The organism is Acinetobacter sp. TSRC1-2 (genome assembly GCF_049895885.1).
Taxonomy (GTDB): Bacteria; Pseudomonadota; Gammaproteobacteria; order Pseudomonadales; family Moraxellaceae; genus Acinetobacter.
On record NZ_JAFCTF010000002.1, the window covers coordinates 267,525 to 290,459 of the forward strand.

A 22,935-nucleotide genomic window follows, 5' to 3' on the forward strand; every position below is an offset into this window, starting at 1 on the left:
CACTCTAAGTTAATTAAGCCGCTTTTTTAGAGGTTTATGCACATGGCTATTGGTTTAGTCGGTCGCAAGTGCGGTATGACACGTATCTTTACAGATGCTGGTGTTTCTGTACCTGTTACAGTGATTGAGGTTGATCCTAACCGCATCACTCAAATCAAAACGCTTGAAACTGATGGTTATCAAGCGATTCAAATCACTACTGGTGAGCGTCGCGAATCTCGCGTAACTAATCCTCAGAAAGGTCACTTCGCTAAAGCGGGTGTTGCTGCTGGTCGTTTAGTTAAAGAATTCCGCGCTACAGAAGCTGATCTTGAAGGTCGTGAAGTTGGTGGTTCTCTTACTGTTGAATTGTTCTCAGTTGGTCAAGTTGTTGACGTAACTGGTCAATCTAAAGGTAAAGGTTTCCAAGGTGGTGTTAAGCGTTGGAATTTCCGTACGCAAGACGCAACTCACGGTAACTCACTATCTCACCGTGTTCTAGGTTCTACTGGTCAAAACCAGACTCCTGGTCGCGTGTTCAAAGGCAAAAAAATGGCTGGCCATTTAGGTGCTGAACGCGTAACTGTACAGGGTCTTGAAATCGTTTCTATCGACACTGAACGTTCAGTTCTTGTTGTTAAAGGTGCGATTCCTGGTGCTACTGGTGGCGACGTTATTGTTCGTCCTACGATCAAGGCCTGAGGGGAAATATTGTGAATTTAAATACTGTTTCCGGCTCTGCTGTTGAATTGTCTGAAGTTGCTTTCGGACGTGAGTTTAACGAAGCTCTTGTACACCAAGTTGTTACAGCTTACTTAGCTGGTGGTCGTCAAGGTTCTAAAGCTCAAAAATCGCGTGGCGATGTATCTGGCGGTGGTAAAAAACCTTTCCGTCAAAAAGGTACTGGTCGTGCGCGTGCTGGTTCTATTCGTAGCCCGATCTGGGTTGGTGGTGGTAAAACTTTTGCTGCCCGTCCACAAGATTGGTCTCAAAAAGTTAACCGTAAAATGTACCGCGGTGCTATGCAATGCATCCTAGCTGAACTTGTTCGTCAAGATCGCTTAGTTTTAGTTGAAGAGTTTGCTGTTGCAGCTCCAAAAACTAAAGAATTGCTTGCAAAACTTAACGACTTGAATACGACTCGTGCATTAATCGTTACTGATGCTGTTGATGAGAACTTGTATCTTGCTGCTCGTAACATTCCACACGTTGATGTGGTTGATGCTGCTGCAATTGATCCTGTTAGCTTGATCGCGTTCGATAAAGTTGTTATGTCTGTAGCTGCTGCTAAGAAAATTGAGGTAGAACTCGGATGAACAACGAACGTATCTATCAAGTCCTGCAAGGACCTGTATTCTCAGAAAAAGCACAAGCTTTAGGTGAAGCTGCTGGTGTTCAAGTTTTTAAAGTTGCTATCAATGCAAATAAACTTGAAATCAAAAAAGCAGTGGAACAACTCTTTGGTGTTCAAGTTGTTAAAGTTAACACAACGATCACTAAAGGTAAGACTAAACGCTTTGGTAAAACATTGGGACGTCGTTCTGATGTTAAAAAAGCATACGTCACCCTGAAAGCTGGCCAAGAAGTTGAAATGGCTGACTTGGGCGATACCGCTGAAAGCGCAGCGGAATAAGGACGAGAATTATGCCTATTCAAAAATGTAAGCCAACGTCACCAGGACGTCGCTTTGTAGAGAAAGTCGTTCATGACCATCTTCACAAAGGCGCGCCTTATGCACCGTTGGTTGAAGCTAAAAAACGTACTGGTGGTCGTAATAACAACGGTCACATTACGACTCGTCACGTTGGTGGCGGTCATAAGCAGAACTACCGTATTGTTGACTTCAAACGTAACAAAGATGGTATTCCTGCAACTGTAGAGCGTATCGAATACGATCCTAACCGTACTGCACACATTGCTTTGGTGTTGTATGCGGATGGTGAACGTCGTTATATCATCGCTCCTAAAGGTTTACGTGCTGGTGATAAAGTACAGTCTGGTAACGATGCTCCAATTCGTCCAGGTAACTGCTTACCACTTCGTAACATGCCTATCGGTTCTACTCTTCACAACATCGAACTTAAAATCGGTAAAGGCGCGCAATTAGCTCGTTCAGCTGGTACTTCTGTTCAGTTGTTGGGTCGTGACGGTTCTTACGCAATTGTTCGTCTACGTTCTGGCGAAATGCGTAAAATTCACGTTGAATGCCGTGCAGTTCTTGGTGAAGTTTCTAACCAGGAAAGCAACCTTCGTTCACTCGGTAAAGCGGGTGCTTCACGCTGGCGTGGCGTTCGTCCTACCGTACGTGGTATGGCGATGAACCCAGTTGACCATCCACATGGTGGTGGTGAAGGGCGTAACAAAGGTATTCAACCTGTAAGCCCATGGGGTCAAAAAGCTAAAGGGTACAAGACACGTACCAACAAGCGTACGACTAAGATGATCATTCGCGACCGTCGCGTTAAGTAACAAGTAAAGGAATCTGACAATGCCTCGTTCTCTGAAAAAAGGCCCATTCGTCGATGCGCACTTGTTCGCTAAGGTTGAAGCGGCTATCGCGGCTAATAACCGTAAGCCGATCAAAACTTGGTCGCGTCGTTCGATGATACTCCCAGATTTTGTTGGTTTAACAATTTCTGTTCATAATGGTCGTAACCATGTTCCGGTAATTGTGTCTGAACATATGGTTGGTCATAAACTCGGTGAATTCGCGCCAACTCGTACCTATCGTGGTCACGGTGTTGACAAGAAATCTAAACGTTAAGGTGCTATGATGGAAGTTACTGCTAAATTACGCGGTGCCGCTATCTCGGCACAGAAAGCACGTTTGGTTGCAGATTTGATTCGTGGCAAGTCTATTGCTCACGCTTTAAACATCTTGAACTTCAGCAACAAAAAAGCTGCAGTTTTAGTGAAAAAAGCGTTGGAATCTGCAATTGCAAACGCTGAACATAATAACAGTTTAGATGTAGACGACCTTAAAGTTGCTACGATTTACGTTGATGAAGGCACTAGCCTTAAACGTATTATGCCGCGTGCTAAAGGCCGTGCAGATCGTATCACTAAGCGTACTTGTCACATCACCGTTAAGGTAGGGGTTTGATATGGGTCAGAAGGTTCATCCAATCGGTATCCGCCTAGGTGTTGTGAAACGTCATAACGCTAACTGGTATGCGAATCCGAAACAATACGCTGAATATTTGCTTAAAGATCTTCAAGTTCGTGAGTTTTTAACTAAAAAACTTAAGAATGCGATGGTTAGCAAAATTCTTATCGAACGTCCTACAGGCGCTGCTAAAATTACAATTAGTACTGCTCGTCCAGGTATCGTGATCGGTAAAAAAGGCGAAGATATTGAGAAATTACAACGCGAATTAACATCTATTATGGGTGTTCCTGCGCAAGTAAGCATCAACGAAATCGACCGCCCAGACTTAGACGCTCGTTTAGTTGCTGAAGCAATCGCTTCTCAATTAGAAAAACGTGTAATGTTTCGTCGTGCTATGAAGCGTGCGGTTCAAAACTCTATGCGTGCTGGTGCTAAAGGTATTAAAGTTGAAGTTTCTGGTCGTTTAGGTGGTGCTGAGATTGCCCGTACTGAATGGTATCGTGAAGGTCGTGTACCTTTGCATACACTTCGTGCTGACATCGACTACTCATCTGTACGTGCTGAAACTACTTACGGTACGATCGGTGTTAAAGTTTGGGTATTCCGCGGCGAGATTTTAGGTGGCATGAAACAAGTCATGAACCCTGCTCCTGCTGAAGAACGTCCAGCTAAACGCGGTCGTGGTCGTGGTGAGGGTCAGGAGCGTCGTGGTCGTCGCAATGATCGTTCTGCTGAAAAAGGAGAATAATCCATGTTGCAACCTAAACGTACTAAGTTCCGTAAGGTACAAAAAGGCCGTAACACTGGTCTAGCGCATCGTGGTAGCACTGTATCTTTCGGTACTATTGCACTTAAATCTCTCGAGCGTGGTCAAATGACTGCTCGTCAAATTGAAGCTGCGCGTCGTACAATCAGCCGTCGTGTAAAACGTGGTGGTAAGATCTTTATCCGTGTTTTCCCAGACAAACCAATTACTGAAAAACCATTAGAAGTTCGTATGGGTAAAGGTAAAGGTTCTGTGGAATACTGGGTTTGCCAAATCAAACCAGGTAAGATCTTGTACGAAATGGATGGTGTTAGCGAAGAATTGGCACGTGAAGCGTTTACGCTTGCAGCTGCTAAGCTTCCGTTTAAAACCACTATCGTTACTAAGACGGTGATGTAATGAAAACTAATGATCTACGTGAAAAATCGGTAGAAGAGTTGACAGCTTTGCTTGATGAGCAACAGCTTAACCAATTCCGTCTTCGTATGGCTAAAGCAACTGGTCAATTGGGTAAATCGCATGAAGTTGCGCTTACTCGTAAGACTATTGCTCGTATTAAGACACTCCTTACCGAAAAACAGGGGAACGGACAATGAGTGAACAAACAGTTCGCACGTTAACCGGCAAGGTCGTAAGCGACAAAATGGATAAATCTATTGTTGTACTTATTGAACGCCGCGTTCAACACCCGTTGTATGGCAAATTAATCCGCCGTTCAACTAAATTACATGCTCATGATGAGAACAATGTTGCTAAAACTGGCGACTTGGTAACCATTAAAGAAAGCCGCCCAATTTCTAAAACTAAGTCTTGGACTCTAGTTGAAGTTGTTGAAGCAGCTGCTGAGTAATTAACGTTCTTGTTGCATCATCGGTTGATTTCGAGTACTCTTTGAGCCTTTCGAAATTTCGACCGGTGTTGCTCGGTTTTGGAGTAGGGCAATGATTCAGACCGAAAGTATGCTCGACGTAGCAGACAACAGTGGTGCACGCCGCGTACAATGTATTAAAGTACTTGGTGGCTCGCATCGTCGTTATGCTTCAGTTGGCGACATTATTAAAGTTACTGTAAAAGAAGCTATTCCTCGCGGTCGTGTTAAAAAAGGCGACGTGATGAATGCTGTGGTTGTACGTACGAAATTCGGTGTACGTCGTCCGGATGGTTCTATCATCCGTTTTGATGACAATGCTGCTGTGATTTTGAACAACAACAAAGCGCCGATTGCAACTCGTATTTTCGGACCAGTGACTCGTGAACTTCGTACTGAACAGTTCATGAAAATCATTTCATTGGCTCCTGAAGTTCTATAAGAGGCACTCATGGCTAAGATTAAAAAAGGCGATCAAATTATTGTGATCGCAGGTAAAGAAAAAGGCAAACAGGGAACTGTTCTGTCTGTTTCAAACGACCGTGTTAAGGTTGAAGGCCTTAACTTGGTTAAGAAGCATCAAAAGCCGAACCGAGCTACTGGCGCTGAAGGCAGCATCGTAACTCAGGAAGCTACGCTTCATATCTCAAACGTGGCAGTTTTTAATGCTACAACCCAAAAGGCTGACCGTGTTGGTTACCAATTTGATGCTGAAGGCGTGAAAACTCGCGTATTCAAATCAAATGGTGAATCAGTGGCGGTAGCGAAGTAATAGGTTGATATAGGCCATGGCCAGACTTAAAACACGTTACAACGAAGAACTTAAAGCTCAATTGTTAGAAACTTTGGGCGTTAAGAATGTGATGGAAATTCCACGCATTACAAAAATTACCATCAACATGGGTGTTGGTGCTGCATCAGCTGACAAGAAATTGTTAGACGGCGCTCTTTCTGATATGCAAGCAATTGCTGGTCAAAAACCAGTACTTACTTTAGCTCGTAAATCAATCGCAGGTTTTAAAATCCGTGATGGTTGGCCGATTGGTTGTAAAGTTACTTTACGCGGCGAACGTATGTACGAATTCTTAGACCGTTTGATCTCTATTGCGATCCCTCGTATTCGTGACTTCCGCGGTTTTTCTGCGAAATCATTTGATGGTCGTGGTAATTACTCGATGGGTCTCAAGGAACAAATCATGTTCCCTGAAATCGATTTCGATAAGATTGATCGTATTCGTGGTATGGATATTACCATTACTACGACTGCTCGCACCGATGACGAAGGCCGTGCGCTTATGCGTGCATTCGGCTTCCCGTTCAAATAAGAGGTCGATATGGCTAAGAAAGGTATGATTAATCGCGAATTGAAACGCGAAGCTACTGTTGCTAAATTTGCTGCAAAGCGTGCTGAATTAAAAGCAATCATTGCAAATGTAAATGCATCAGAAGAAGAACGTTTCGAAGCGATGATGAAATTTCAAGCATTACCACGTAATGCGTCTCCAGTACGTCTTCGTAACCGTTGCGGTTTAACTGGTCGTCCTCATGGTTACTTCCGTAAATTCGGCTTAAGCCGTAACAAATTACGTGAAACAGTAATGCAAGGTGATGTACCGGGCGTTGTTAAGGCAAGCTGGTAAGGAGCGACTATAAATGAGTATGCAAGATACCGTTGCCGACATGCTAACCCGTGTTCGTAACGCACAAATGGCTAAGAAACAAACTGTTTCTATGCCTAACTCTAAGTTGAAGGTTGCTATTGCTAACGTTCTTCAACAAGAGGGTTACATTTCTAACGTAGAAGTTGCTGATGCTGAAGGCAAAGCAACTTTAACAATTACGTTAAAATATTTTGAAGGCAAACCAGTTATCGAAACTGTGAAACGCGTAAGCCGTCCAGGTCTACGTCAATATCGCGGTAAAGATGCACTTCCGAGCGTTAAGCAAGGTTTAGGTATTGCAATTGTTTCTACAAGCAAAGGCATCATGACTGATCGAGCAGCACGTTCTGCTGGTATCGGTGGTGAAGTTATTGCTTTTGTTTCTTAATAGGTGAATCCTCATGTCTCGTGTGGCTAAAGCCCCAGTAACTGTGCCTAACGGTGTTACAGTTACTCAGAACGGCCGGCAGGTCGAAGTGAAAGGCAGTAAAGGTACATTGTCTTTCAACCTGCATGCGCTGGTCGAGCTAAAACAGGAAGAAGGTCAGCTTCATATTGCTCCAGTTAAAGAATCTAAAGATTCTTGGATGCAAGCTGGTACTGCTCGCGCTGTACTTAACAACCTTGTAAAAGGTGTTAGTGAAGGCTTCGAACGTAAGTTACAACTAATCGGTGTTGGTTATAAAGCTGCGGTTAAAGGTGATGTTGTTCATCTTAACCTAGGTTATTCACACCCAATCGATTATAAACTTCCTGAAGGTGTAACTGCTGAAACTCCAACTGCTACTGAAATCGTTTTGAAATCAGCAAGCAAACATATGTTGGGTCAAGTAGCTGCAGATATCCGTTCATATCGTGAACCAGAACCTTATAAAGGTAAAGGTGTTCGTTATTCGGATGAAGTTGTTCTTCGTAAAGAAGCTAAGAAGAAATAAGGCGCGAGGTTCTTATGAACGAAAAGAAACAATCCCGTTTGCGTCGTGCGAAAAGCACACGCTTGCACATTCGTGCATTGGGTGCGACTCGCTTGTGTGTAAACCGCACTCCGCGTCACATCTATGCTCAAGTTATTTCAGCAGATGGTGGCAAAGTTTTAGCGCAAGCTTCAACTTTAGATGCTACTTTACGTGCTGGCACAACTGGTAACGTTGAAGCAGCTCAAAAAGTAGGTGCTTTAATCGCAGAACGTGCTAAAGCAGCTGGTGTATCAAAAGTTGCATTTGACCGTTCTGGTTTTAAATATCATGGTCGTATCAAAGCCTTGGCTGATGCTGCTCGTGAAAACGGCTTGGAGTTCTAATCATGGCTAAAGTTGAACAAAACGAAGGTCTTGTTGAAAAGCTGGTTGCCGTTGATCGTGTAGCCAAAGTTGTTAAGGGTGGTCGTATCTTCTCTTTCACAGCATTAACTGTTGTGGGTGATGGTAATGGTCGCGTAGGTTTTGGTCGTGGTAAAGCACGTGAAGTTCCAGCTGCTATTTCTAAAGCACTTGAAGCTGCACGTCGCAACATGATTACTGTTGATCTTGTTAACGGTACTGTACAACATCCTATTAATGCTCGTCACGGTGCAAGCCGCGTTTACATGCAACCTGCTTCTGAAGGTACTGGTGTAATTGCTGGTGGTGCTATGCGTGCAGTTCTAGAAGCTGTTGGCGTACATAACGTATTGACAAAATGCTACGGTTCTACAAATGCTGCTAACGTAGTTAACGCAACTTTCAAAGGTTTGCGTGATATGACTTCTCCTGAGAAAGTCGCTGCGAAACGTGGTCTTACTGTTGAACAAATTCAAGGGTAATCAATCATGAAAACGATTAAAGTTACCCAGACTAAATCTTCATCGCATCGCTTGAAAAATCACAAGCTTAGCCTTCAAGGTTTAGGTCTGCGTCGTATTGGTCATACTGTAGAAGTGCAAGATACGCCTTCTAACCGCGGTATGATCAACCAAGTCTACTATATGGTTAGTGTAGAGGAATAAGCCATGACTCTGCGTTTAAATACTATTGCACCTGCAGAAGGTGCTAAGCGTGACAACCTTCGTCTAGGCCGTGGTATCGGTTCTGGCGTTGGTAAGACCGGTGGCCGTGGTGTCAAAGGTCAAAATTCGCGTAAGAGCGGTGGTACACGTCCAGGTTTCGAAGGCGGTCAAACTGCGTTATATCGTCGTTTGCCTAAATTCGGCTTCACTAGCCAATTGGCTTTGAAAACTGCTGAAGTACGTTTATCTGAGCTTGCTAAAGTTGAAGGTGAGATCGTTTCACTTGAAACTTTAAAAGCAGCGAATGTTGTACGTAGAGATATGACTCGTGCTCGTATCGTACTTTCTGGTGATATTACTCGTGCATTCACTATTCAAGGTGTTGCATTGACTAAAGGCGCTAAAGCTGCTGTTGAAGCTGCTGGCGGCAAAGTCGAGGAGTAATCGCTAGTGTCTATGTCTCCTAGTTCTTCAGGTCATGTTAACATGATGAAAGGGCAGCCATTTCATGTGAAATATCGTGAAATAATTCGCCGAATGATGTTCCTTATTGGTGCATTAATGGTCTTTCGACTAGGAGCACATATTCCAGTACCAGGCATTAATAATGCTGCACTCGAAAATCTTTTTAATGCAAACCAGGGTACTATCCTTGGTTTGTTTAACATGTTTTCTGGTGGTGCATTAGAGCGGATGTCAATTCTTGCTTTAGGGATCATGCCTTACATTTCTGCTTCAATTATTGTGCAGTTAATGTCTACGGTTGTTCCTTCGCTGGAAGCTTTAAAGAAAGAAGGCGAGCAAGGTAAGCGTAAGATTAATCAATATACGCGACAAGGTACATTGTTGCTTGCACTTGTGCAGTCTGTAGGGATGTGTGCAGGACTTATTAGTCAAGGGATTACTTTGACTGGAGGTCTGGCTTTTTACATTCCTGCGGTAACTTCACTGGTCGCGGGTACGATGTTCTTGATGTGGTTGGGTGAGCAAATTACTGAACGCGGAGTAGGGAATGGTATATCCATGATCATCTTTGCTGGTATTGTTGCAGGATTGCCGAATTTAATTATGCAGTCTTTATCATCAGTAGATAATGGCCAAACAAGTCTTATTGGCTTGGCAATCTTTGGTTTGTTGTCTATAGGTGTATTAGCAGCGATTGTGTTTATTGAAAAAGCACAACGTCGCATAGCAGTCAATTACGCTCAAAAACAACAAGGTCGTCGTGTATTTACTGCACAGCAGACACATTTGCCATTAAAAATTAATATGGCAGGTGTTATCCCGGCAATTTTTGCAAGTTCATTGCTTTTGTTCCCTGCGAGCTTAGGGCAATGGGTGGGTAGTACTGATCCTAGTGCAGGAATTATCAAACGTAGCTTGCAAGATTTGGCGCTCGTGTTGTCGCCTGGACAGCCGTTGTATTTGGTGCTCTTTGGTGCGTTAATTATCTTTTTCTGTTACTTCTATACTGCGCTAGTATTTAGCCCTAAAGAAGTGTCGGAAAACTTGAAACGCAGCGGAGCTTATGTGCCTGGTATTCGTCCAGGTGAGCAAACTGCTCGTTACTTAGATCATATTCTCAGTCGTTTGACCTTTATTGGCGCGATTTATATCACAGTGATTTGTTTAATGCCGATGGTATTACAAAGCTCATTTGGTATTCCATTCTCTTTGGGTGGTACCTCTTTGCTGATCGTTGTGGTAGTCGTGATGGACTTTATGGCTCAGCTACAAGCACATCTCACCTCGCATCAATACGATAATCAAACGTTAATGAGAAAAACGACTGCTCATCCTAAGGGATAAGCGCACTTGAGGTTTCATCATGAAAGTACAAGCTTCTGTTAAAAAAATTTGTGGTAGCTGTAAAGTTATCCGTCGTAATGGGGTTATCCGCGTGATTTGTAGCGCAGAACCTCGTCATAAACAGCGTCAAGGTTAATCTGATCAAGACCTGTTGATTTCAGTAGGTGAATTGGGTTAATATCCGCCCCTCAAGGTTTTTGTCGGGCGGTTGATTATCTCTACTGCCTTTTTGGAGAAAGTGAATGGCTCGTATTGCCGGTGTAAACATTCCGGATAACAAGCATGCTGTTATCTCCCTCACGTATATTTTTGGTATCGGTCGCCACACTGCTAAGAACATCTTAGCTGCTGTAGGTATTCCAACTACTACTAAGATCCGTGAATTGGATGATGCTCAACTTGATGCGATTCGTGCAGAAATTACCAAGGTTCCGACCGAAGGTGATTTACGTCGCGAAATTTCCATGAACATTAAACGTTTAATGGATTTAGGCTGCTACCGCGGTCTTCGTCATCGTCGCAGCTTGCCTGTCCGTGGACAACGCACCAAAACTAACGCACGTACCCGTAAAGGTCCGCGCAAACCTATTAAGAAATAAGATTTCTGGAAGCTAAAAGATGGCTAAAGATACTCGCGCACGCAAGAAGGTCACCCGTACCGTCTCTGAAGGTGTTGCACACATTCACGCTTCTTTTAATAACACCATTGTGACTATTACCGATCGTCAAGGTAATGCACTGGCTTGGGCCACTTCAGGTGGACAAGGCTTCCGTGGATCACGTAAATCAACTCCGTTCGCTGCTCAGGTAGCTGCTGAAGTTGCTGGTAAAGCTGCTTTAGACTATGGTTTGAAAAACTTGGACGTCCTTGTAAAAGGTCCTGGTCCCGGTCGTGAATCTGCGGTTCGTGCTTTAGGTGCAGTGGGTTATAAAATTAACAGCATTACCGATGTGACGCCAATCCCGCACAACGGTTGTCGTCCACCTAAAAAACGTCGCGTGTAAGGAGAAACATTCATGGCTCGTTATATTGGTCCAAAATGCAAACTCTCTCGCCGCGAAGGGACAGACCTGCAACTTAAATCAGGCGTTAAACCGTTTGACGTTAAGACAAAAAAACATGCAAAAGCTCCTGGCCAACATGGTCAAAGCCGCGCAAAACAATCTGAGTACTCACTACAATTACGTGAAAAACAAAAAGTACGTCGTACGTATGGTGTGTTAGAACGTCAATTTAGTAATTACTATAAAGAAGCTGCTCGTGTTAAAGGCGCAACAGGTGAAAACTTGTTGAAATTGCTAGAAAGCCGTCTTGATAACGTTGTTTATCGCATGGGTTTTGGTTCTACACGTGCAGAAGCTCGTCAGCTTGTATCTCACCGTTCAATCACTTTAAATGGTCGTCGCGTTAACATCGCTTCAATCCAAGTTAAAGCGGGTGACGTGATTGCAGTTCACGAAGGTGCTAAACAACAATTGCGTATTAAAGGCGCAATCGAGTTAGCTACTCAACGTGGTATTCCTTCTTGGATGGAAGTTGACCATTCAAAATTGGAAGGTACGTTTAAAGCTGCACCGGATCGTTCTGATTTACCTGCTGAAATCAATGAAAGCTTGATTGTAGAATTGTATTCTAAATAATCCCTTGAGGTAGCAATAATGACGCGTACTGCAAATGAGTTTCTAACTCCGCAAGCGATCAAGGTCGAAGCGGCTAGCGGGACCTCGGCAAAAGTGATTCTGGAACCATTAGAGCGTGGCTTTGGTCATACTCTGGGTAATGCTTTACGTCGTATCCTTCTTTCTTCTTTACCTGGCGCTGCTGTGGTGGAAGTTGAAATAGAAGGGGTTGAGCACGAGTACAGTACCTTGGAAGGCTTGCAGCAGGACATCGTCGAGCTCTTGCTGAACCTAAAAGGATTGTCGATTAAGCTGTTCGATCAAAACGAAGCATATTTGACATTAGAAAAACAAGGTCCTGGCGACGTAACTGCCGCCGATCTTCGTTTACCTCATAATGTTGAAGTGGTAAACCCTGAGCATTTGATTGGCACGTTAAGTGCTTCAGGCTCATTGAAAATGCGCCTGAAAGTTTCTCAAGGCCGTGGTTATGAGACTTCTGACTCACGTTTCCCAGAAGGCGAAACTCGCCCTGTGGGTCGTTTACAGTTAGATGCTTCTTATAGCCCAATCAAACGCGTGTCTTACACAGTTGAAAATGCTCGTGTAGAACAACGTACTGACCTTGATAAATTGATCATTGATCTTGAAACCAATGGTACAGTTGATCCAGAAGAAGCAATCCGCAAAGCGGCAACAATCTTGCAACAACAAATTGCAATTTTTGTTGATCTTCAGAAAGATCAAGCTCCTGTTGCTCAAGAGCCTCGCGAAGAAGTGGATCCAATCTTGCTTCGTCCAGTAGATGATCTAGAGCTTACTGTTCGTTCTGCTAACTGTTTGAAAGCAGAAAATATTTACTACATCGGTGATTTGGTTCAACGTACTGAAGTGGAGCTGTTGAAAACTCCTAACTTAGGTAAAAAATCGTTAACTGAAATCAAAGATGTTCTGGCATCGAAAGGCTTGCAATTGGGCATGCGTTTAGAGAACTGGCCACCGGCTAGCCTCCGCATGGACGATCGCTTTGCTTATCGTAGCCGTTAATTAAGTAGGACTATCACCATGCGTCATCGTAATAGTGGTGTGAAATTAGGCCGTACAAGCAGTCATCGTAAAGCGATGTTCCAAAACATGGCTAATTCTTTGTTCGAACACGAGTTAATTAAAACTACTGTTCCTAAAGCAAAAGAATTACGTCGTGTTGCTGAGCCTTTAATCACTTTAGCTAAAGTCGATTCTGTAGCAAACCGTCGTTTGGCGTTTGCTCGTACTCGTTCAGCTGCAACTGTAGGTAAATTATTTACAGTTCTTGGCCCTCGTTACAAAGAACGTAACGGCGGTTATTTACGTGTTCTTAAAGCGGGCTTCCGTGCAGGTGATGCTGCACCGATGGCTTACGTTGAGCTAGTAGATCGCGAAGTTAAATAATTTCGCAAAAAGAACTTCAGTTGTTCGAAAAAGACCGGTGTTTCACCGGTCTTTTTTATGCTTTTTTATTAGCTATTTTTAGATTTTGTCCTGAACTGTTATATTTTTTGTCAGATTTTTTAAACTTGACATTGTGTATTGTCAAATTTATGGTTTAATAAAATAAATTTCAACAAGGTCATAAAAAGAACATGGAAAAGCACATTGATATTTTGATTGTTGGCGCAGGAATTTCAGGTATTGGTCTTGCTGCACATCTTTCAAAGAACTGTCCGCAACGTCAATTTGATATTATCGAGCGTCGTGAAAGTTTTGGTGGGACGTGGGATTTATTCAAATATCCCGGAATTCGCTCGGACTCTGATATGTCGACCTTTGGCTTTAATTTTAAGCCGTGGCAAAAAGCCAATGTCCTTGCGGATGGGGCATCCATTAAAGGTTATTTATCTGAAGTCGTGGATGAATACCAATTAAAAAACAAAATTCATTTTAACCATCGTGTGCTAGCTGCCAATTATGATTCTTCAATCGGTAAGTGGGTGGTACAAATTGAAGATGCAAATCAAAAACAACAAACCTGGATTGCCAATTTTGTCTTAGGTTGTACTGGTTATTACAACTATGACCAAGGTTTCCAACCGGATTTTCCACATCAAGCAGCATTTAAAGGCAAGCTCATTCATCCCCAACATTGGCCAGAAAATTTCGACTATGTAGGTAAAAGAGTCGTGATTATCGGCAGTGGTGCGACTGCCATCACACTGGTTCCGGCAATGGCAGAAGGGGGAGCATCGCACGTCACGATGCTGCAACGTTCTCCGACTTATATCGCTTCTGTCCCCTCAATTGATTTTGTTTATGACAAAATGCGTAAAGTCTTGCCTGAAGAGCTTGCTTACAAATTAACGAGAGCCCGAAATATTGGAATGCAACGTGGCATTTATGCCCTTGCTCAAAAGCAGCCGAAATTGCTGCGTAAATTATTACTCAAATCAATTGAGATGCAGCTCAAGGGTAAAGTGGATATGAAGCACTTTACGCCATCTTATAACCCTTGGGATCAACGTCTCTGCGTGGTACCTGATGGAGATTTATTCAAGGTTTTACGCTCAGGTAAGGCAAGTGTAGAAACGGATCAGATTGAGAAATTTACTGAAAAGGGGATTCAGCTGAAATCAGGTCAACATTTGGATGCCGACATTATTGTCTCTGCGACAGGCTTAGAAATTCAAATTTTAGGCGGTATTAAAGCGACCATTGATGGGAAGCCCATGGATACTTCTAAGCATATGTTGTATCAAGGGATAATGGTCAGCGATGTACCAAATATGGCGATGATTATTGGTTATATCAACGCATCTTGGACGCTTAAAGTTGATATTGCAGCAGAATATATTTGTCGTCTGATCAATTACATGGATAAGAGTGGCTATGATCAAGTGATTGCTCAAGCTGATCAGACTGAATTGATGGAAGATACTGTCATGGGGAGCTTATCTTCAGGTTATATTGCACGTGCAGCGGATGTAATGCCGAAACAAGGTAAACATGCGCCTTGGAACGTGACCAATAATTATCTGGCTGACCGCAAAGTGCTAAAAAATGCCAGATTTGATGATGCTGTACTTAAGTTTCAAAAACGCAATACACAAGTTTCAGCTAAACCTAAATTAGTGTCTTAATTCAAACATCAAATAAAAAAGGAGACTAAGGCTCCTTTTTTTATTTATTTACAGGGAACGAGAGATTAACTCTTTCATAATCTCGTTGGTTCCTGCATAGATCCGGTTTGCACGATTATCGATATAGGCTCGTGCAATCGGGTATTCCATCATGTAGCCGTAGCCGCCATGCAATTGCAGACATTCATCGACAACTTTAGAAAACATCTCGGAAATTTTGTACTTCGCAGCAGCAGCTGCATCAATGCCAAGTTTTTCTTCAAGCTGTAATTCCATGCAGCGGTCTAAATAAGCCCGACAGAAATCAATTTCAGTACGCAATTCGGCAAGTTTGAAACGCGTATTTTGGAAAGTGCTGATCGGTTTACCAAAGGCTTGCCGCTCTTTGGTGTATTTTACAGTGTGAGCGAATGCAGCTTCTGCGCCAGCTTGGCAAATGATCGCAACTAGCATGCGTTCCCAGGCCAGTTCTTTCATCAGCATCATAAAACCCATGCCTTCCATACCGAGCAAATTTTCTTTAGGCACGCGGACATTGTCAAAAAACAATTCACAGGTATCTTGTCCTTTCATGCCAATCTTGTTGAGTGGTTTTCCTTTGCTAAAACCCGTTCGATCAGCCTCAACCATCAGCAAGGATAAATTGGCAGACCCTTTATCTGCACTGCCCGTTTTGCAGACCACAATCGCCATATCGCATAAATAGCCATTGGTAATAAAGATTTTTGAACCATTAATTACATAATCGTCACCATCCAGAACCGCAGTAGTACGTACTGCTTGCAAGTCTGATCCTGTTCCAGGTTCGGTCATTGCAATAGCTGTAACAAGTTCCCCGGTTGCCATTTTCGGTAACCATTGCTTTTTTTGTTGTTCGTTACCGAAATTATTTAAGTAGTTGGCAACAATATCCGAGTGCAGGGAAAAACCTGTGGATGAATCCATGGCATAGGCTTGCTCTTCAATCAAAATCATGCTGTAAAGTCGGTCTACACCCGAACCTCCATATTCTTCCGGCATCGTGGCGCAGAGCAGTCCCATTGCGCCGGCCTTATTCCATAAATCACGGTCGACATGCTGTTGCTGCTCATATTTTTCAATATTGGGAACCACTTCTTTTTCATAAAACTTGCGCACGCTTTCGCGAAAGGCTTCATGTTCTGCTGTGAATAGATTACGCGCTAACATATTGGGTAGGGGGCGAATCGCCGCTGATTGCATTTTTATGGTGTCCATTTTCTGAGTCATTGTTGTATAGAAAGTAAAAGATCTATGCACAAGCGACAATGTGCTGAATGCTCAAATATTTAACCTAAATGATGAATTTGGTCAATTGCAGGAAATGGCTCGAAACTTGCCGCACTGATAAGGTAAACTAGCAAAAATTTGCACACTGTTGGGGAATGCTATGAGTGAAGAAATAAGCTTGGAAGAACGCAAAGTAATTTACCGTGCCCGTCGTGGTTTAAAAGAAATTGATGTGTACTTTGACCCTTATGTAAAAAATCATTATTTACAAGCCGATGCAGCAGAGAAAGAAACTTTTGCTGATTTAGTGGCGCAAGAAGACCCAGATTTACTGGATTGGTTTATGGAAGTGTCTGAACCGCCACGTCCTGAAATGAAAGATCTGATTATTAAGCTGAAACATTACGTACATGGTTAATCGATCTTTTCAACTGAAACGCAGCCGCTTGGCCTTTGTGTTTCAGTTGATCATTTTTACCCTTGTGATTGCACTTTTGCAGCAACTGTTGTCGCCATGGCTATGGTTGTTTTGCGTGCTGTTGGCTGTGATGGCTTATGCTTATGGTTTAAAAGTACCGCAACCCATGTATTTTGAACATTTAGAGGCGCGAGAGTGGTCACTCTCAAGTGTTAAATTCAGACAGATTAAACGTGTTTCGATTAGTCATATTATTGATCACCAAGTTTATATTGTGATTTATTTCCAGCATTTTCAGGAAAAACCGTTACTCATTTGGATTGATCAATTGCCGTTAAAACAATGGAAAACATTAAAGAAACTGGCGAAACTGATTTGATTGTTAGACAATTAAATCTTTAAAATTCTAATTAAAATATTAATAATCAATAATATGTAATTTTAAACTGATCGTTGTAAGACAGGGTGAATACAAAATGATGAAATATTTCAATTGTCAGACAATTTATCCTGTTAATTATTTGCGCTAAATGTACATTAAATCTACCAACAGCAAATGAGGAAATCATGATGGTGATTCCAACTTGGATGTTTCTGGTGGTAGCGATTGTTTTGGCAATTGTTATTGGACGACTAGGAACAGTACTGAAGGATCGATTTGCACAACATGAAAGCCGTTAGGCTTTTACCTCTTAATAAGTAGCATGTGCCGAACCGTCGCAATGCTACTTTTTTTTGCCCAAAAATTATAACTTCATTGAATTCAGTCAATTTTCCAAATCTCATTTCATGGCAAAGTAGCTAATCTGATTAGAGTAAATACTCTTTTATTCAGATTTCGCATCTGATATGTTTAGTTGCTATGGACATAAACACAATTATAGAGGACAGGAAAATGTCGAGAGTCCAAAAAATATGCCAGGGTATGGCAGTTATTGCAGTTGCAAGTTCTTTATTATCAGGTTGTTCTCAAGTGGTTAAATCAGGGGCAAATATTGCACTAGGTTTTAGTGAGAAACATATTGTACCGCCTATTTTAGCAATGGATGATGCTGATATGGCGTGTAATTCGGGGAATGCATTGACCCCAGCGATTATGTCAACCAAAGATATGGGCGCAGATCCAACCCGTATTGCCGTTCTTTTATATGCTTCCTCTGGAATTTGCGCTGAAAATCAGGCGCTCGAATCAGAGCTACGCTATTTGCGTGCCTCGAAATCTGGTCAAGTTTCAGAAGCTCAAGATGCCCGTATAGAACAAAAACGCTGGGCTGCGATTGCTGCACAGCGTCAATACGCAGGTTATCAGCTGCTGGAAAATCGTTGGGAAGCAAAATATAACAAGAAACTGGGCGAAGGTTGCCCGAAAATGAAGAGCGATCTGGATCAGACCGTTTATTTGATGGGGATGATTAGCGGTTTGCAAGCCATGACCAATGATATTAATTCTGGTGGAGCAATTAATGTTCCGAAAGATATTGCTGCAGTGGTTGAACGGGGCATGGCATGTGTAGACAACGCCAAATTTTGGGGTGCACCCAATGCTGCTCGTGCGGTGATTTGGACGCTATTGCCAGGTGCGGGAGAGGGTAAGCCTGATCCATATCAAACCTTAAAAGAATCAGTGCAATTGGGTGAACAAAAAGGGGTACGCCTGTCACATGCCTTATATGCCGTTGCTGCACAGGCCAGTGGGGATGATGGCAAAATTCGTGATGCACTAAAAACCTTTGCCGCTTCACGTTCAGAAGAAAAACTGGTGAATCCGCAATTTAAGCTGGTGGATAGCATGGCGAAGAATATGGTACAGGGTATTTCAGACCGCTATTGGACTGAACATACCGGTATTCGTACAAGCGATGATGGAATGCAGCGCTTCTGGGACGATAAAGAAAACACTGCAGAACTCGATGATTTATTTAACGAAGATGTAACTACTAAGTCCTAAGTTGAGTTCAGTTAAAAGAGGATTTTAATTGGCCTGAATGGATGGTTTTAATCTTTGATAAATCATTTTTAAATGGAGGACATGTCAATGAAAGACCAATTTCTTACGCGGAAAATTGTTTTTATTGCAATTGTGGTGTCATTTTCGGCATGCCTTCAAGTTTTCGCAGATTCATTTATATATTGGCAAGCAGGCTTGTTTCAAGAATTTTGGCGTATATGGACCGGGCATTGGGTGCATGTAGGGTGGGTCCATTACGCGCTGAACATGCTGGCTTTTACCTGTTTACCTTTCATTTTCCCCCGGGTAAAAGTCTGGCATTTTGTTGCTTTGCTTCTTTTACTTCCGTTATTTATCAGTCTGTGTTTCTACTATTTTTTTCCTGATATTGAGGCCTATGCAGGGTTGTCTGGGGTCTTGCATGGCGCTTATGTCACGGTTGCCTGCGTACATTTGTTATATAAGAAAGAGCGTAATTTTGCAGCATTCGTCTTGTTCCTTATACTGGCCAAATTGATTTGGGAAAATACCATCGGCAGTCTAGGGACAGCTGAACTGATTGGCAGTCCGGTATTGGTTGAGGCACATTTATTAGGGGTAATTGGGGGGGTAATTATCGCAATATTTTATATTTTATGGGATTATTTTTTTGAATAGTGATGAGATTGACATTTAAAACATAAAAGAAAATGCATATTGTCATTTTTATTAATACAGAATTGATGCAAATTTGTTCATAACAATAAAGAGATTGAATAGAGAAAGGGTGTTTTCTATTCGAAAAAGGAAAGTTGGTATTGCTGAACCCGTGGCAATGACCAAGATAAAAATAGGAATGCACATGCAAAATGATGAAAATAACAGATCAGGATTAGGTCTGTTACGTTATATATGGACAGAGTGGATCTCGACTTTTGTCATTCTATTACTACTTTTGCTTACCCTCATCATCGGTACTGGTGAGATGATTCATGGTCAGTTGTTACGTGTCGGCGAGCGCTTGTATGGCAATCAAGACATTGGCATGCAATATTCTTTTCTGCGCGCAGAGCCAGCATCGCCCACTTGTGACCGCCATCCCGATGTAGATGCGCAAGTCCAGAAGCAAATGAAATCCAATGCCAATGATGAATTTGCCGATATTTTTGGTACCACATCGGAAGCAGACGTGCGTGCTTCAGTATTGGCTGGGCAACAACAATGTGAAGAAAAATATCAGTTCTATGACAAAGCGGTGAAATATATTAATGATCATCCAAGTCTAAGAAGTTACCGTACCCTTGAAACATCATTTTTTGGTGTTTTTAAATTTGGTACGGAAAATCGCGTTATCATTTTATTGCTGATGGTCGTGGTTGCTGCAATTACCGCGTCCGTAAAGTTTCATCATATTGGATTGCGTGCTCCGACAACAAAACTGGATTATCGGGTCTATGCTTTGTTTATGGTGCTGGGTAATGGTTTGCTGACTTCTTCTGTACTCAGTCAATATCATTCAATCATCAATTCAGGTGTGACCTCGAGCTATGAAACGCTGGTGGTTTACTGGCTATGGATTTTCCTGTTTGTTAGCCTGACCTTGATCAGTTTACTCCAGTTTATTAAGCCACCTGCAGCCAAACAAGAAGGCAAAGGGAATTTTGGCTTAGCTTTACTGAGTGTGCCTCTATATGCCTACATGGCATTAGTGACCGGGATTGTCTTTACCTTTGTCATGGATTATCCGATGGGGCAAGGGATTTACCTCGGGATTCTGGTTGAATTCTCAGGCATCTTCTTAAACCTTGCACTGTTTATCTGGGCAGGTATGTTGCTGACCCAAACCCGGGTTATGGATTTATTCTTAGGGATTTTACGTCCGTGGAATTTGGCACCTGAAACGCTAACCTGGCTCATTTTGATTGCCGCAGCGATTCCAACCGCTTATACCGGTGCTTCTGGTATTTTCGTTGTGGCTGCAGGTGCGATTATTTATAAGGAAGTGTGGAATTCGGGTTCACGTCGTCAATATGCCTTGGCGGTATCTGCAATGTCGGGTTCGCTGGGTGTAGTGATTCGTCCATGTCTGCTGGTGATTTTGATTTCGATGCTGGATAGCCGTCATGTGACTTCGGATGAACTGTTTAATCATGGTATCTATGTGTTCTGGCTGACCGCGTTTATTTTCCTTGGGGTATCTTTATATCTGACTGAAACACGTTTCCGGGTGAATTCACCGAAAGTTGCGGTGCCAGGCATGTTGAAAGCTATTGTTCCCGTGATTCCTTATATCGTGATTACCATTATCGTGATTGCTTTATATAAATATGGTCTAGACACCAGAATGGATGAATTCACCGCACCTGTGATTTTACCGATTATTCTGATTGCTTATATTATGTTTGATAAATGGTGGGGCGACCGTCTTGCAACTCCACCAGATCGCCATGCTGCGTTAGCCTTGGAACATGAAAAGCAATCGACTTTCATGCGTGAACATACGCCGCATGCGGGAGAGAAAGCGCGAGGTTTTGGTCATTCACTCTGGTTTGCTTCGGCAGAAACTGTTGGACATATTGGTGCATTAATTATTTTAATGGCTTTGTCTGCAAGTGTGGGTGGCTTGATTGAACGTAGTGAAGTGGTTGAATTATTGCCAACGCATTTGGGTAATATCTATATTTCACTCGCATTCATTGCCTTGTTACTGGCCATTATTGGCATGACGACAGATCCGTTTGGTGCGGTAATTTTGGTTGCAGCAACCATTGCACCAGTGGCATATGAAAATGGTATTCATCCAATTCATTTCTGGATGATTGTACTGGTTGCATTTGAATTGGGTTACGTCACACCGCCCGTCGCCCTGAATCATCTGCTGACGCGGATGTCGGTGGGGGACGAGGAGGTTCGCGCTGCCGATGCAGAAGCCAAAGTGAAATATACCAAGTTCTATTACCGCTATGAGCGGTGGTTGTTGCCCATTATGGTGTTGTTCCCGTCGTTGCTGATTGTGACCTATGCACCGTATATTTTTAGGCTGTTTGAATGGTATCCATAATGATTAAGCGATAACAAAAAAAGCACCTTCGGGTGCTTTTTTGAGGACAGGTTATTTTTATTTATTGCGCTGAGCGTTTTTGTACTAAGGGGCTACACAGTACAATTGCACTAAGAATCAATGTAAAACCCATCAAACTATAAGGTTGCACCCAGCCCAATCACCGACATTTGATTATAAATATCCCTGCCTCAGGCTTGGCGACGAATATGACACCGATTAAACCAATTGCTGCTGCAAGAAACAGGGATTTGCTGATTTCCTCTTTGAGGAATAGCCAAGCTATCAGCGGAATGAAAACTGGGGATGAGTAGCTAAACCCTATGGCATTGGACCGCTTTAAATGGGCCATGACATAAAAGAAGCCATACATGGCAATCAACCCAATCACTGCACGCCAGCTATGCACCCAGATTTTTTTCAGTCTTAAAAACCTGTCCCTTGCTTAAAAATGAGAGGAAGGAAAATGAATAAACCGACAAAATTTTGGAAAAAGACAATGCTGGGATTGTCGACTGTATGTGAGGCATAACCAATGAATACACCCCTCAGGGACAAGAGAAAAGCAGAGCAGGTGAGTAAAGCAAGCACTTTAAATAAATTGCGATTGCTTGTAGCTATGGGCATGAAAAAATCAGCTAGAATATTTGATGATATTTTAGCCGAATTTTCAACTATAGAATTATTGTTTTTGAGCCAATTGGGCTTCAAGTAATTTAATTTGCTCTTCTTTGAGTGCGACTAAATCGTCAACATCCGCATGTTGTGCTTTTAACACAGCTTCCTGATCGTTCAGTTGCGTTTGAATATCTTCCAGTTTAGCAATTTCTTCTTTGGCTAAGGATTCATTCTCTGGAACAGCTGCTTTCAGAATTTTTTCATCGACCAGTTGAATGGTTTTTTCATCTGTTGCGACGGGGCTTTCATTTAGTTTTACTTCAGCAGAAATAGCAGGCTTTGCCGGAGTCTTTAAGCTTGTTGCTTCATGTTCAGGAAGTACTTCGTTCGATGTTGCAAAAAACCATTGATATGTCAAAAAAAGCACAATGATTGCAACTAATCCCCCAGTAATGCCCAATAAAAGTTTTGGGCTATTTCTTTGATCTAACGTCATGTATTGAACCTGTTTTTATTTTGGCTGACGAGGTTTGAACTGAATGACGCCAATCTCATCCGGTACTTCCGGCATTTGTGGTTCATCAATATGCGTCGGGCGGTTTTCTGTATAATCGCATTCGACACATTCAATCCATTCGTCCTCGCCAGAGGTAAGCATGACCACTCTATCTAGCGCTTCACATTTAGGACATTTTGCACCTGCAATGAAACGACGTTTAATAGCCATCTTACTTACCTGCTGATCAATCTAAGAC

The 22,935-nt window shown here is 42.6% G+C and carries 36 protein-coding genes and 2 pseudogenes; 34 read left to right on the forward strand and 4 right to left on the reverse strand.

The window, feature by feature from the left end; all coding sequences use genetic code 11:
* Positions 1-42 precede the first annotated feature (42 nt).
* The 28 genes and pseudogenes from rplC (at position 43) to ACP69Y_RS04410 (ending at position 14,908) form a co-directional block, all read left to right on the forward strand.
* Positions 43-681, forward strand: a complete 639-nt coding sequence (gene rplC / locus ACP69Y_RS04275; RefSeq protein WP_131217797.1) for a 50S ribosomal protein L3 — start codon at positions 43-45, stop codon at positions 679-681.
* Between the two features lie 11 nt (positions 682-692).
* On the forward strand, positions 693-1,295 hold the full coding sequence (rplD, locus tag ACP69Y_RS04280) for a 50S ribosomal protein L4 (RefSeq protein ID WP_425916481.1): 603 nt from the start codon (positions 693-695) through the stop codon (positions 1,293-1,295).
* Entirely contained in the window at positions 1,292-1,612 is a 321-nt protein-coding gene (gene rplW, locus ACP69Y_RS04285) for a 50S ribosomal protein L23 (protein WP_425916483.1), read from the forward strand. Before rplD ends, rplW begins: the two co-directional genes overlap by 4 nt.
* A gap of 11 nt (positions 1,613-1,623) precedes the next feature.
* A complete protein-coding gene (gene rplB, locus ACP69Y_RS04290; protein WP_067726653.1) occupies positions 1,624-2,448 on the forward strand; it encodes a 50S ribosomal protein L2 in 825 nt (274 codons plus the stop codon).
* 19 nt (positions 2,449-2,467) lie between these two features.
* The gene (rpsS, locus tag ACP69Y_RS04295; protein WP_004281508.1) at positions 2,468-2,743 is read left to right on the forward strand and encodes a 30S ribosomal protein S19; all 276 of its coding nucleotides are present in this window, start codon (positions 2,468-2,470) and stop codon (positions 2,741-2,743) included.
* A gap of 9 nt (positions 2,744-2,752) precedes the next feature.
* Positions 2,753-3,082, forward strand: a complete 330-nt coding sequence (gene rplV, locus ACP69Y_RS04300) for a 50S ribosomal protein L22 (protein WP_131217794.1) — start codon at positions 2,753-2,755, stop codon at positions 3,080-3,082.
* A 1-nt stretch (position 3,083) separates the two neighbouring features.
* Positions 3,084-3,900, forward strand: a pseudogene (gene rpsC / locus ACP69Y_RS04305) (30S ribosomal protein S3).
* Positions 3,840-4,253, forward strand: coding sequence for a 50S ribosomal protein L16 (gene rplP, locus ACP69Y_RS04310; protein WP_067726649.1), 414 nt, complete (start codon positions 3,840-3,842; stop codon positions 4,251-4,253). The pseudogene rpsC and the gene rplP overlap by 61 nt, the downstream one beginning before the upstream one ends.
* On the forward strand, positions 4,253-4,450 hold the full coding sequence (gene rpmC, locus ACP69Y_RS04315) for a 50S ribosomal protein L29 (RefSeq protein ID WP_005012982.1): 198 nt from the start codon (positions 4,253-4,255) through the stop codon (positions 4,448-4,450). Before rplP ends, rpmC begins: the two co-directional genes overlap by 1 nt.
* Positions 4,447-4,704 carry a 30S ribosomal protein S17 gene (gene rpsQ, locus ACP69Y_RS04320; RefSeq protein WP_131217792.1) on the forward strand — a complete coding sequence of 86 codons (258 nt, stop codon included), beginning with the start codon at positions 4,447-4,449 and terminating at the stop codon, positions 4,702-4,704. Before rpmC ends, rpsQ begins: the two co-directional genes overlap by 4 nt.
* A 91-nt stretch (positions 4,705-4,795) precedes the next feature.
* A complete protein-coding gene (gene rplN, locus ACP69Y_RS04325; RefSeq protein ID WP_004650480.1) occupies positions 4,796-5,164 on the forward strand; it encodes a 50S ribosomal protein L14 in 369 nt (122 codons plus the stop codon).
* A 9-nt stretch (positions 5,165-5,173) separates the two neighbouring features.
* Complete coding sequence (rplX, locus tag ACP69Y_RS04330) at positions 5,174-5,494, forward strand: 50S ribosomal protein L24 (protein WP_131217791.1); 321 nt, start codon at positions 5,174-5,176, stop codon at positions 5,492-5,494.
* 16 nt (positions 5,495-5,510) lie between these two features.
* The gene (gene rplE / locus ACP69Y_RS04335) at positions 5,511-6,047 is read left to right on the forward strand and encodes a 50S ribosomal protein L5 (RefSeq protein ID WP_131217790.1); all 537 of its coding nucleotides are present in this window, start codon (positions 5,511-5,513) and stop codon (positions 6,045-6,047) included.
* Between the two features lie 9 nt (positions 6,048-6,056).
* On the forward strand, positions 6,057-6,362 hold the full coding sequence (rpsN, locus tag ACP69Y_RS04340; protein WP_086164635.1) for a 30S ribosomal protein S14: 306 nt from the start codon (positions 6,057-6,059) through the stop codon (positions 6,360-6,362).
* Between the two features lie 13 nt (positions 6,363-6,375).
* Positions 6,376-6,771 carry a 30S ribosomal protein S8 gene (gene rpsH, locus ACP69Y_RS04345; RefSeq protein ID WP_067726639.1) on the forward strand — a complete coding sequence of 132 codons (396 nt, stop codon included), beginning with the start codon at positions 6,376-6,378 and terminating at the stop codon, positions 6,769-6,771.
* 13 nt (positions 6,772-6,784) lie between these two features.
* Positions 6,785-7,318 (forward strand): 50S ribosomal protein L6, encoded by a 534-nt coding sequence (gene rplF, locus ACP69Y_RS04350; protein ID WP_425916488.1) that lies wholly within the window; start codon positions 6,785-6,787, stop codon positions 7,316-7,318.
* Between the two features lie 14 nt (positions 7,319-7,332).
* Entirely contained in the window at positions 7,333-7,683 is a 351-nt protein-coding gene (rplR, locus tag ACP69Y_RS04355; RefSeq protein ID WP_086184234.1) for a 50S ribosomal protein L18, read from the forward strand.
* A 2-nt stretch (positions 7,684-7,685) separates the two neighbouring features.
* A complete protein-coding gene (gene rpsE / locus ACP69Y_RS04360; RefSeq protein ID WP_086164633.1) occupies positions 7,686-8,183 on the forward strand; it encodes a 30S ribosomal protein S5 in 498 nt (165 codons plus the stop codon).
* A 6-nt stretch (positions 8,184-8,189) separates the two neighbouring features.
* Complete coding sequence (gene rpmD, locus ACP69Y_RS04365) at positions 8,190-8,366, forward strand: 50S ribosomal protein L30 (RefSeq protein WP_034682838.1); 177 nt, start codon at positions 8,190-8,192, stop codon at positions 8,364-8,366.
* Positions 8,367-8,369: 3 nt separating this feature from the next.
* Positions 8,370-8,810: a 50S ribosomal protein L15 gene (rplO, locus tag ACP69Y_RS04370; RefSeq protein ID WP_425916491.1), complete on the forward strand. Its 441-nt coding sequence runs from the start codon at positions 8,370-8,372 to the stop codon at positions 8,808-8,810.
* A 45-nt stretch (positions 8,811-8,855) separates the two neighbouring features.
* A complete protein-coding gene (secY, locus tag ACP69Y_RS04375; RefSeq protein ID WP_425916581.1) occupies positions 8,856-10,175 on the forward strand; it encodes a preprotein translocase subunit SecY in 1,320 nt (439 codons plus the stop codon).
* Between the two features lie 19 nt (positions 10,176-10,194).
* Positions 10,195-10,311: a 50S ribosomal protein L36 gene (rpmJ, locus tag ACP69Y_RS04380; protein ID WP_000867907.1), complete on the forward strand. Its 117-nt coding sequence runs from the start codon at positions 10,195-10,197 to the stop codon at positions 10,309-10,311.
* A gap of 106 nt (positions 10,312-10,417) precedes the next feature.
* A complete protein-coding gene (gene rpsM, locus ACP69Y_RS04385) occupies positions 10,418-10,774 on the forward strand; it encodes a 30S ribosomal protein S13 (protein WP_053579520.1) in 357 nt (118 codons plus the stop codon).
* A 19-nt stretch (positions 10,775-10,793) separates the two neighbouring features.
* Positions 10,794-11,180, forward strand: coding sequence for a 30S ribosomal protein S11 (gene rpsK, locus ACP69Y_RS04390; RefSeq protein WP_004281491.1), 387 nt, complete (start codon positions 10,794-10,796; stop codon positions 11,178-11,180).
* Positions 11,181-11,192: 12 nt separating this feature from the next.
* Positions 11,193-11,816, forward strand: a complete 624-nt coding sequence (gene rpsD / locus ACP69Y_RS04395; protein WP_131217788.1) for a 30S ribosomal protein S4 — start codon at positions 11,193-11,195, stop codon at positions 11,814-11,816.
* A gap of 18 nt (positions 11,817-11,834) precedes the next feature.
* Positions 11,835-12,842, forward strand: a complete 1,008-nt coding sequence (locus ACP69Y_RS04400) for a DNA-directed RNA polymerase subunit alpha (RefSeq protein WP_004650465.1) — start codon at positions 11,835-11,837, stop codon at positions 12,840-12,842.
* A gap of 18 nt (positions 12,843-12,860) precedes the next feature.
* The gene (gene rplQ / locus ACP69Y_RS04405; protein ID WP_067726622.1) at positions 12,861-13,226 is read left to right on the forward strand and encodes a 50S ribosomal protein L17; all 366 of its coding nucleotides are present in this window, start codon (positions 12,861-12,863) and stop codon (positions 13,224-13,226) included.
* 191 nt (positions 13,227-13,417) lie between these two features.
* A complete protein-coding gene (locus tag ACP69Y_RS04410) occupies positions 13,418-14,908 on the forward strand; it encodes a flavin-containing monooxygenase (RefSeq protein WP_425916495.1) in 1,491 nt (496 codons plus the stop codon).
* A 48-nt stretch (positions 14,909-14,956) separates the two neighbouring features.
* Here ACP69Y_RS04410 and ACP69Y_RS04415 read toward each other — a convergent pair whose 3' ends face one another.
* Positions 14,957-16,129 (reverse strand): acyl-CoA dehydrogenase family protein, encoded by a 1,173-nt coding sequence (locus ACP69Y_RS04415; protein ID WP_425916497.1) that lies wholly within the window; start codon positions 16,127-16,129, stop codon positions 14,957-14,959.
* A 187-nt stretch (positions 16,130-16,316) separates the two neighbouring features.
* On the opposite strand from ACP69Y_RS04415, the gene ACP69Y_RS04420 reads away from it, so the two are divergent.
* From ACP69Y_RS04420 to ACP69Y_RS04440, 5 genes are all read left to right on the forward strand, one after another.
* Complete coding sequence (locus ACP69Y_RS04420) at positions 16,317-16,574, forward strand: succinate dehydrogenase assembly factor 2 (RefSeq protein ID WP_425916499.1); 258 nt, start codon at positions 16,317-16,319, stop codon at positions 16,572-16,574.
* Positions 16,567-16,953, forward strand: coding sequence for a hypothetical protein (locus ACP69Y_RS04425; protein ID WP_425916501.1), 387 nt, complete (start codon positions 16,567-16,569; stop codon positions 16,951-16,953). Before ACP69Y_RS04420 ends, ACP69Y_RS04425 begins: the two co-directional genes overlap by 8 nt.
* Positions 16,954-17,469: 516 nt before the next feature.
* Positions 17,470-18,522 carry a hypothetical protein gene (locus ACP69Y_RS04430; RefSeq protein WP_425916503.1) on the forward strand — a complete coding sequence of 351 codons (1,053 nt, stop codon included), beginning with the start codon at positions 17,470-17,472 and terminating at the stop codon, positions 18,520-18,522.
* An 87-nt stretch (positions 18,523-18,609) separates the two neighbouring features.
* Positions 18,610-19,179 carry a rhombosortase gene (gene rrtA / locus ACP69Y_RS04435; RefSeq protein WP_425916505.1) on the forward strand — a complete coding sequence of 190 codons (570 nt, stop codon included), beginning with the start codon at positions 18,610-18,612 and terminating at the stop codon, positions 19,177-19,179.
* 184 nt (positions 19,180-19,363) lie between these two features.
* Positions 19,364-21,562 carry a TRAP transporter large permease subunit gene (locus ACP69Y_RS04440; protein WP_425916507.1) on the forward strand — a complete coding sequence of 733 codons (2,199 nt, stop codon included), beginning with the start codon at positions 19,364-19,366 and terminating at the stop codon, positions 21,560-21,562.
* A 146-nt stretch (positions 21,563-21,708) separates the two neighbouring features.
* Here the strand turns inward: ACP69Y_RS04440 and ACP69Y_RS04445 are convergent.
* A pseudogene (locus ACP69Y_RS04445) lies at positions 21,709-22,153 on the reverse strand (EamA family transporter); the annotation flags it as partial.
* Here ACP69Y_RS04445 and ACP69Y_RS04450 point away from each other — a divergent pair.
* Positions 22,098-22,277: a hypothetical protein gene (locus ACP69Y_RS04450; RefSeq protein WP_425916591.1), complete on the forward strand. Its 180-nt coding sequence runs from the start codon at positions 22,098-22,100 to the stop codon at positions 22,275-22,277. The pseudogene ACP69Y_RS04445 and the gene ACP69Y_RS04450 overlap by 56 nt on opposite strands.
* Here the strand turns inward: ACP69Y_RS04450 and ACP69Y_RS04455 are convergent.
* Both ACP69Y_RS04455 and ACP69Y_RS04460 read right to left on the reverse strand, forming a co-directional pair.
* The gene (locus ACP69Y_RS04455) at positions 22,245-22,676 is read right to left on the reverse strand and encodes a hypothetical protein (RefSeq protein ID WP_425916509.1); all 432 of its coding nucleotides are present in this window, start codon (positions 22,674-22,676) and stop codon (positions 22,245-22,247) included. The two genes, ACP69Y_RS04450 and ACP69Y_RS04455, sit on opposite strands and share 33 nt — an antisense overlap.
* A gap of 15 nt (positions 22,677-22,691) precedes the next feature.
* On the reverse strand, positions 22,692-22,901 hold the full coding sequence (locus tag ACP69Y_RS04460) for a YheV family putative zinc ribbon protein (protein ID WP_171547512.1): 210 nt from the start codon (positions 22,899-22,901) through the stop codon (positions 22,692-22,694).
* Between the last annotated feature and the right edge of the window lie 34 nt (positions 22,902-22,935).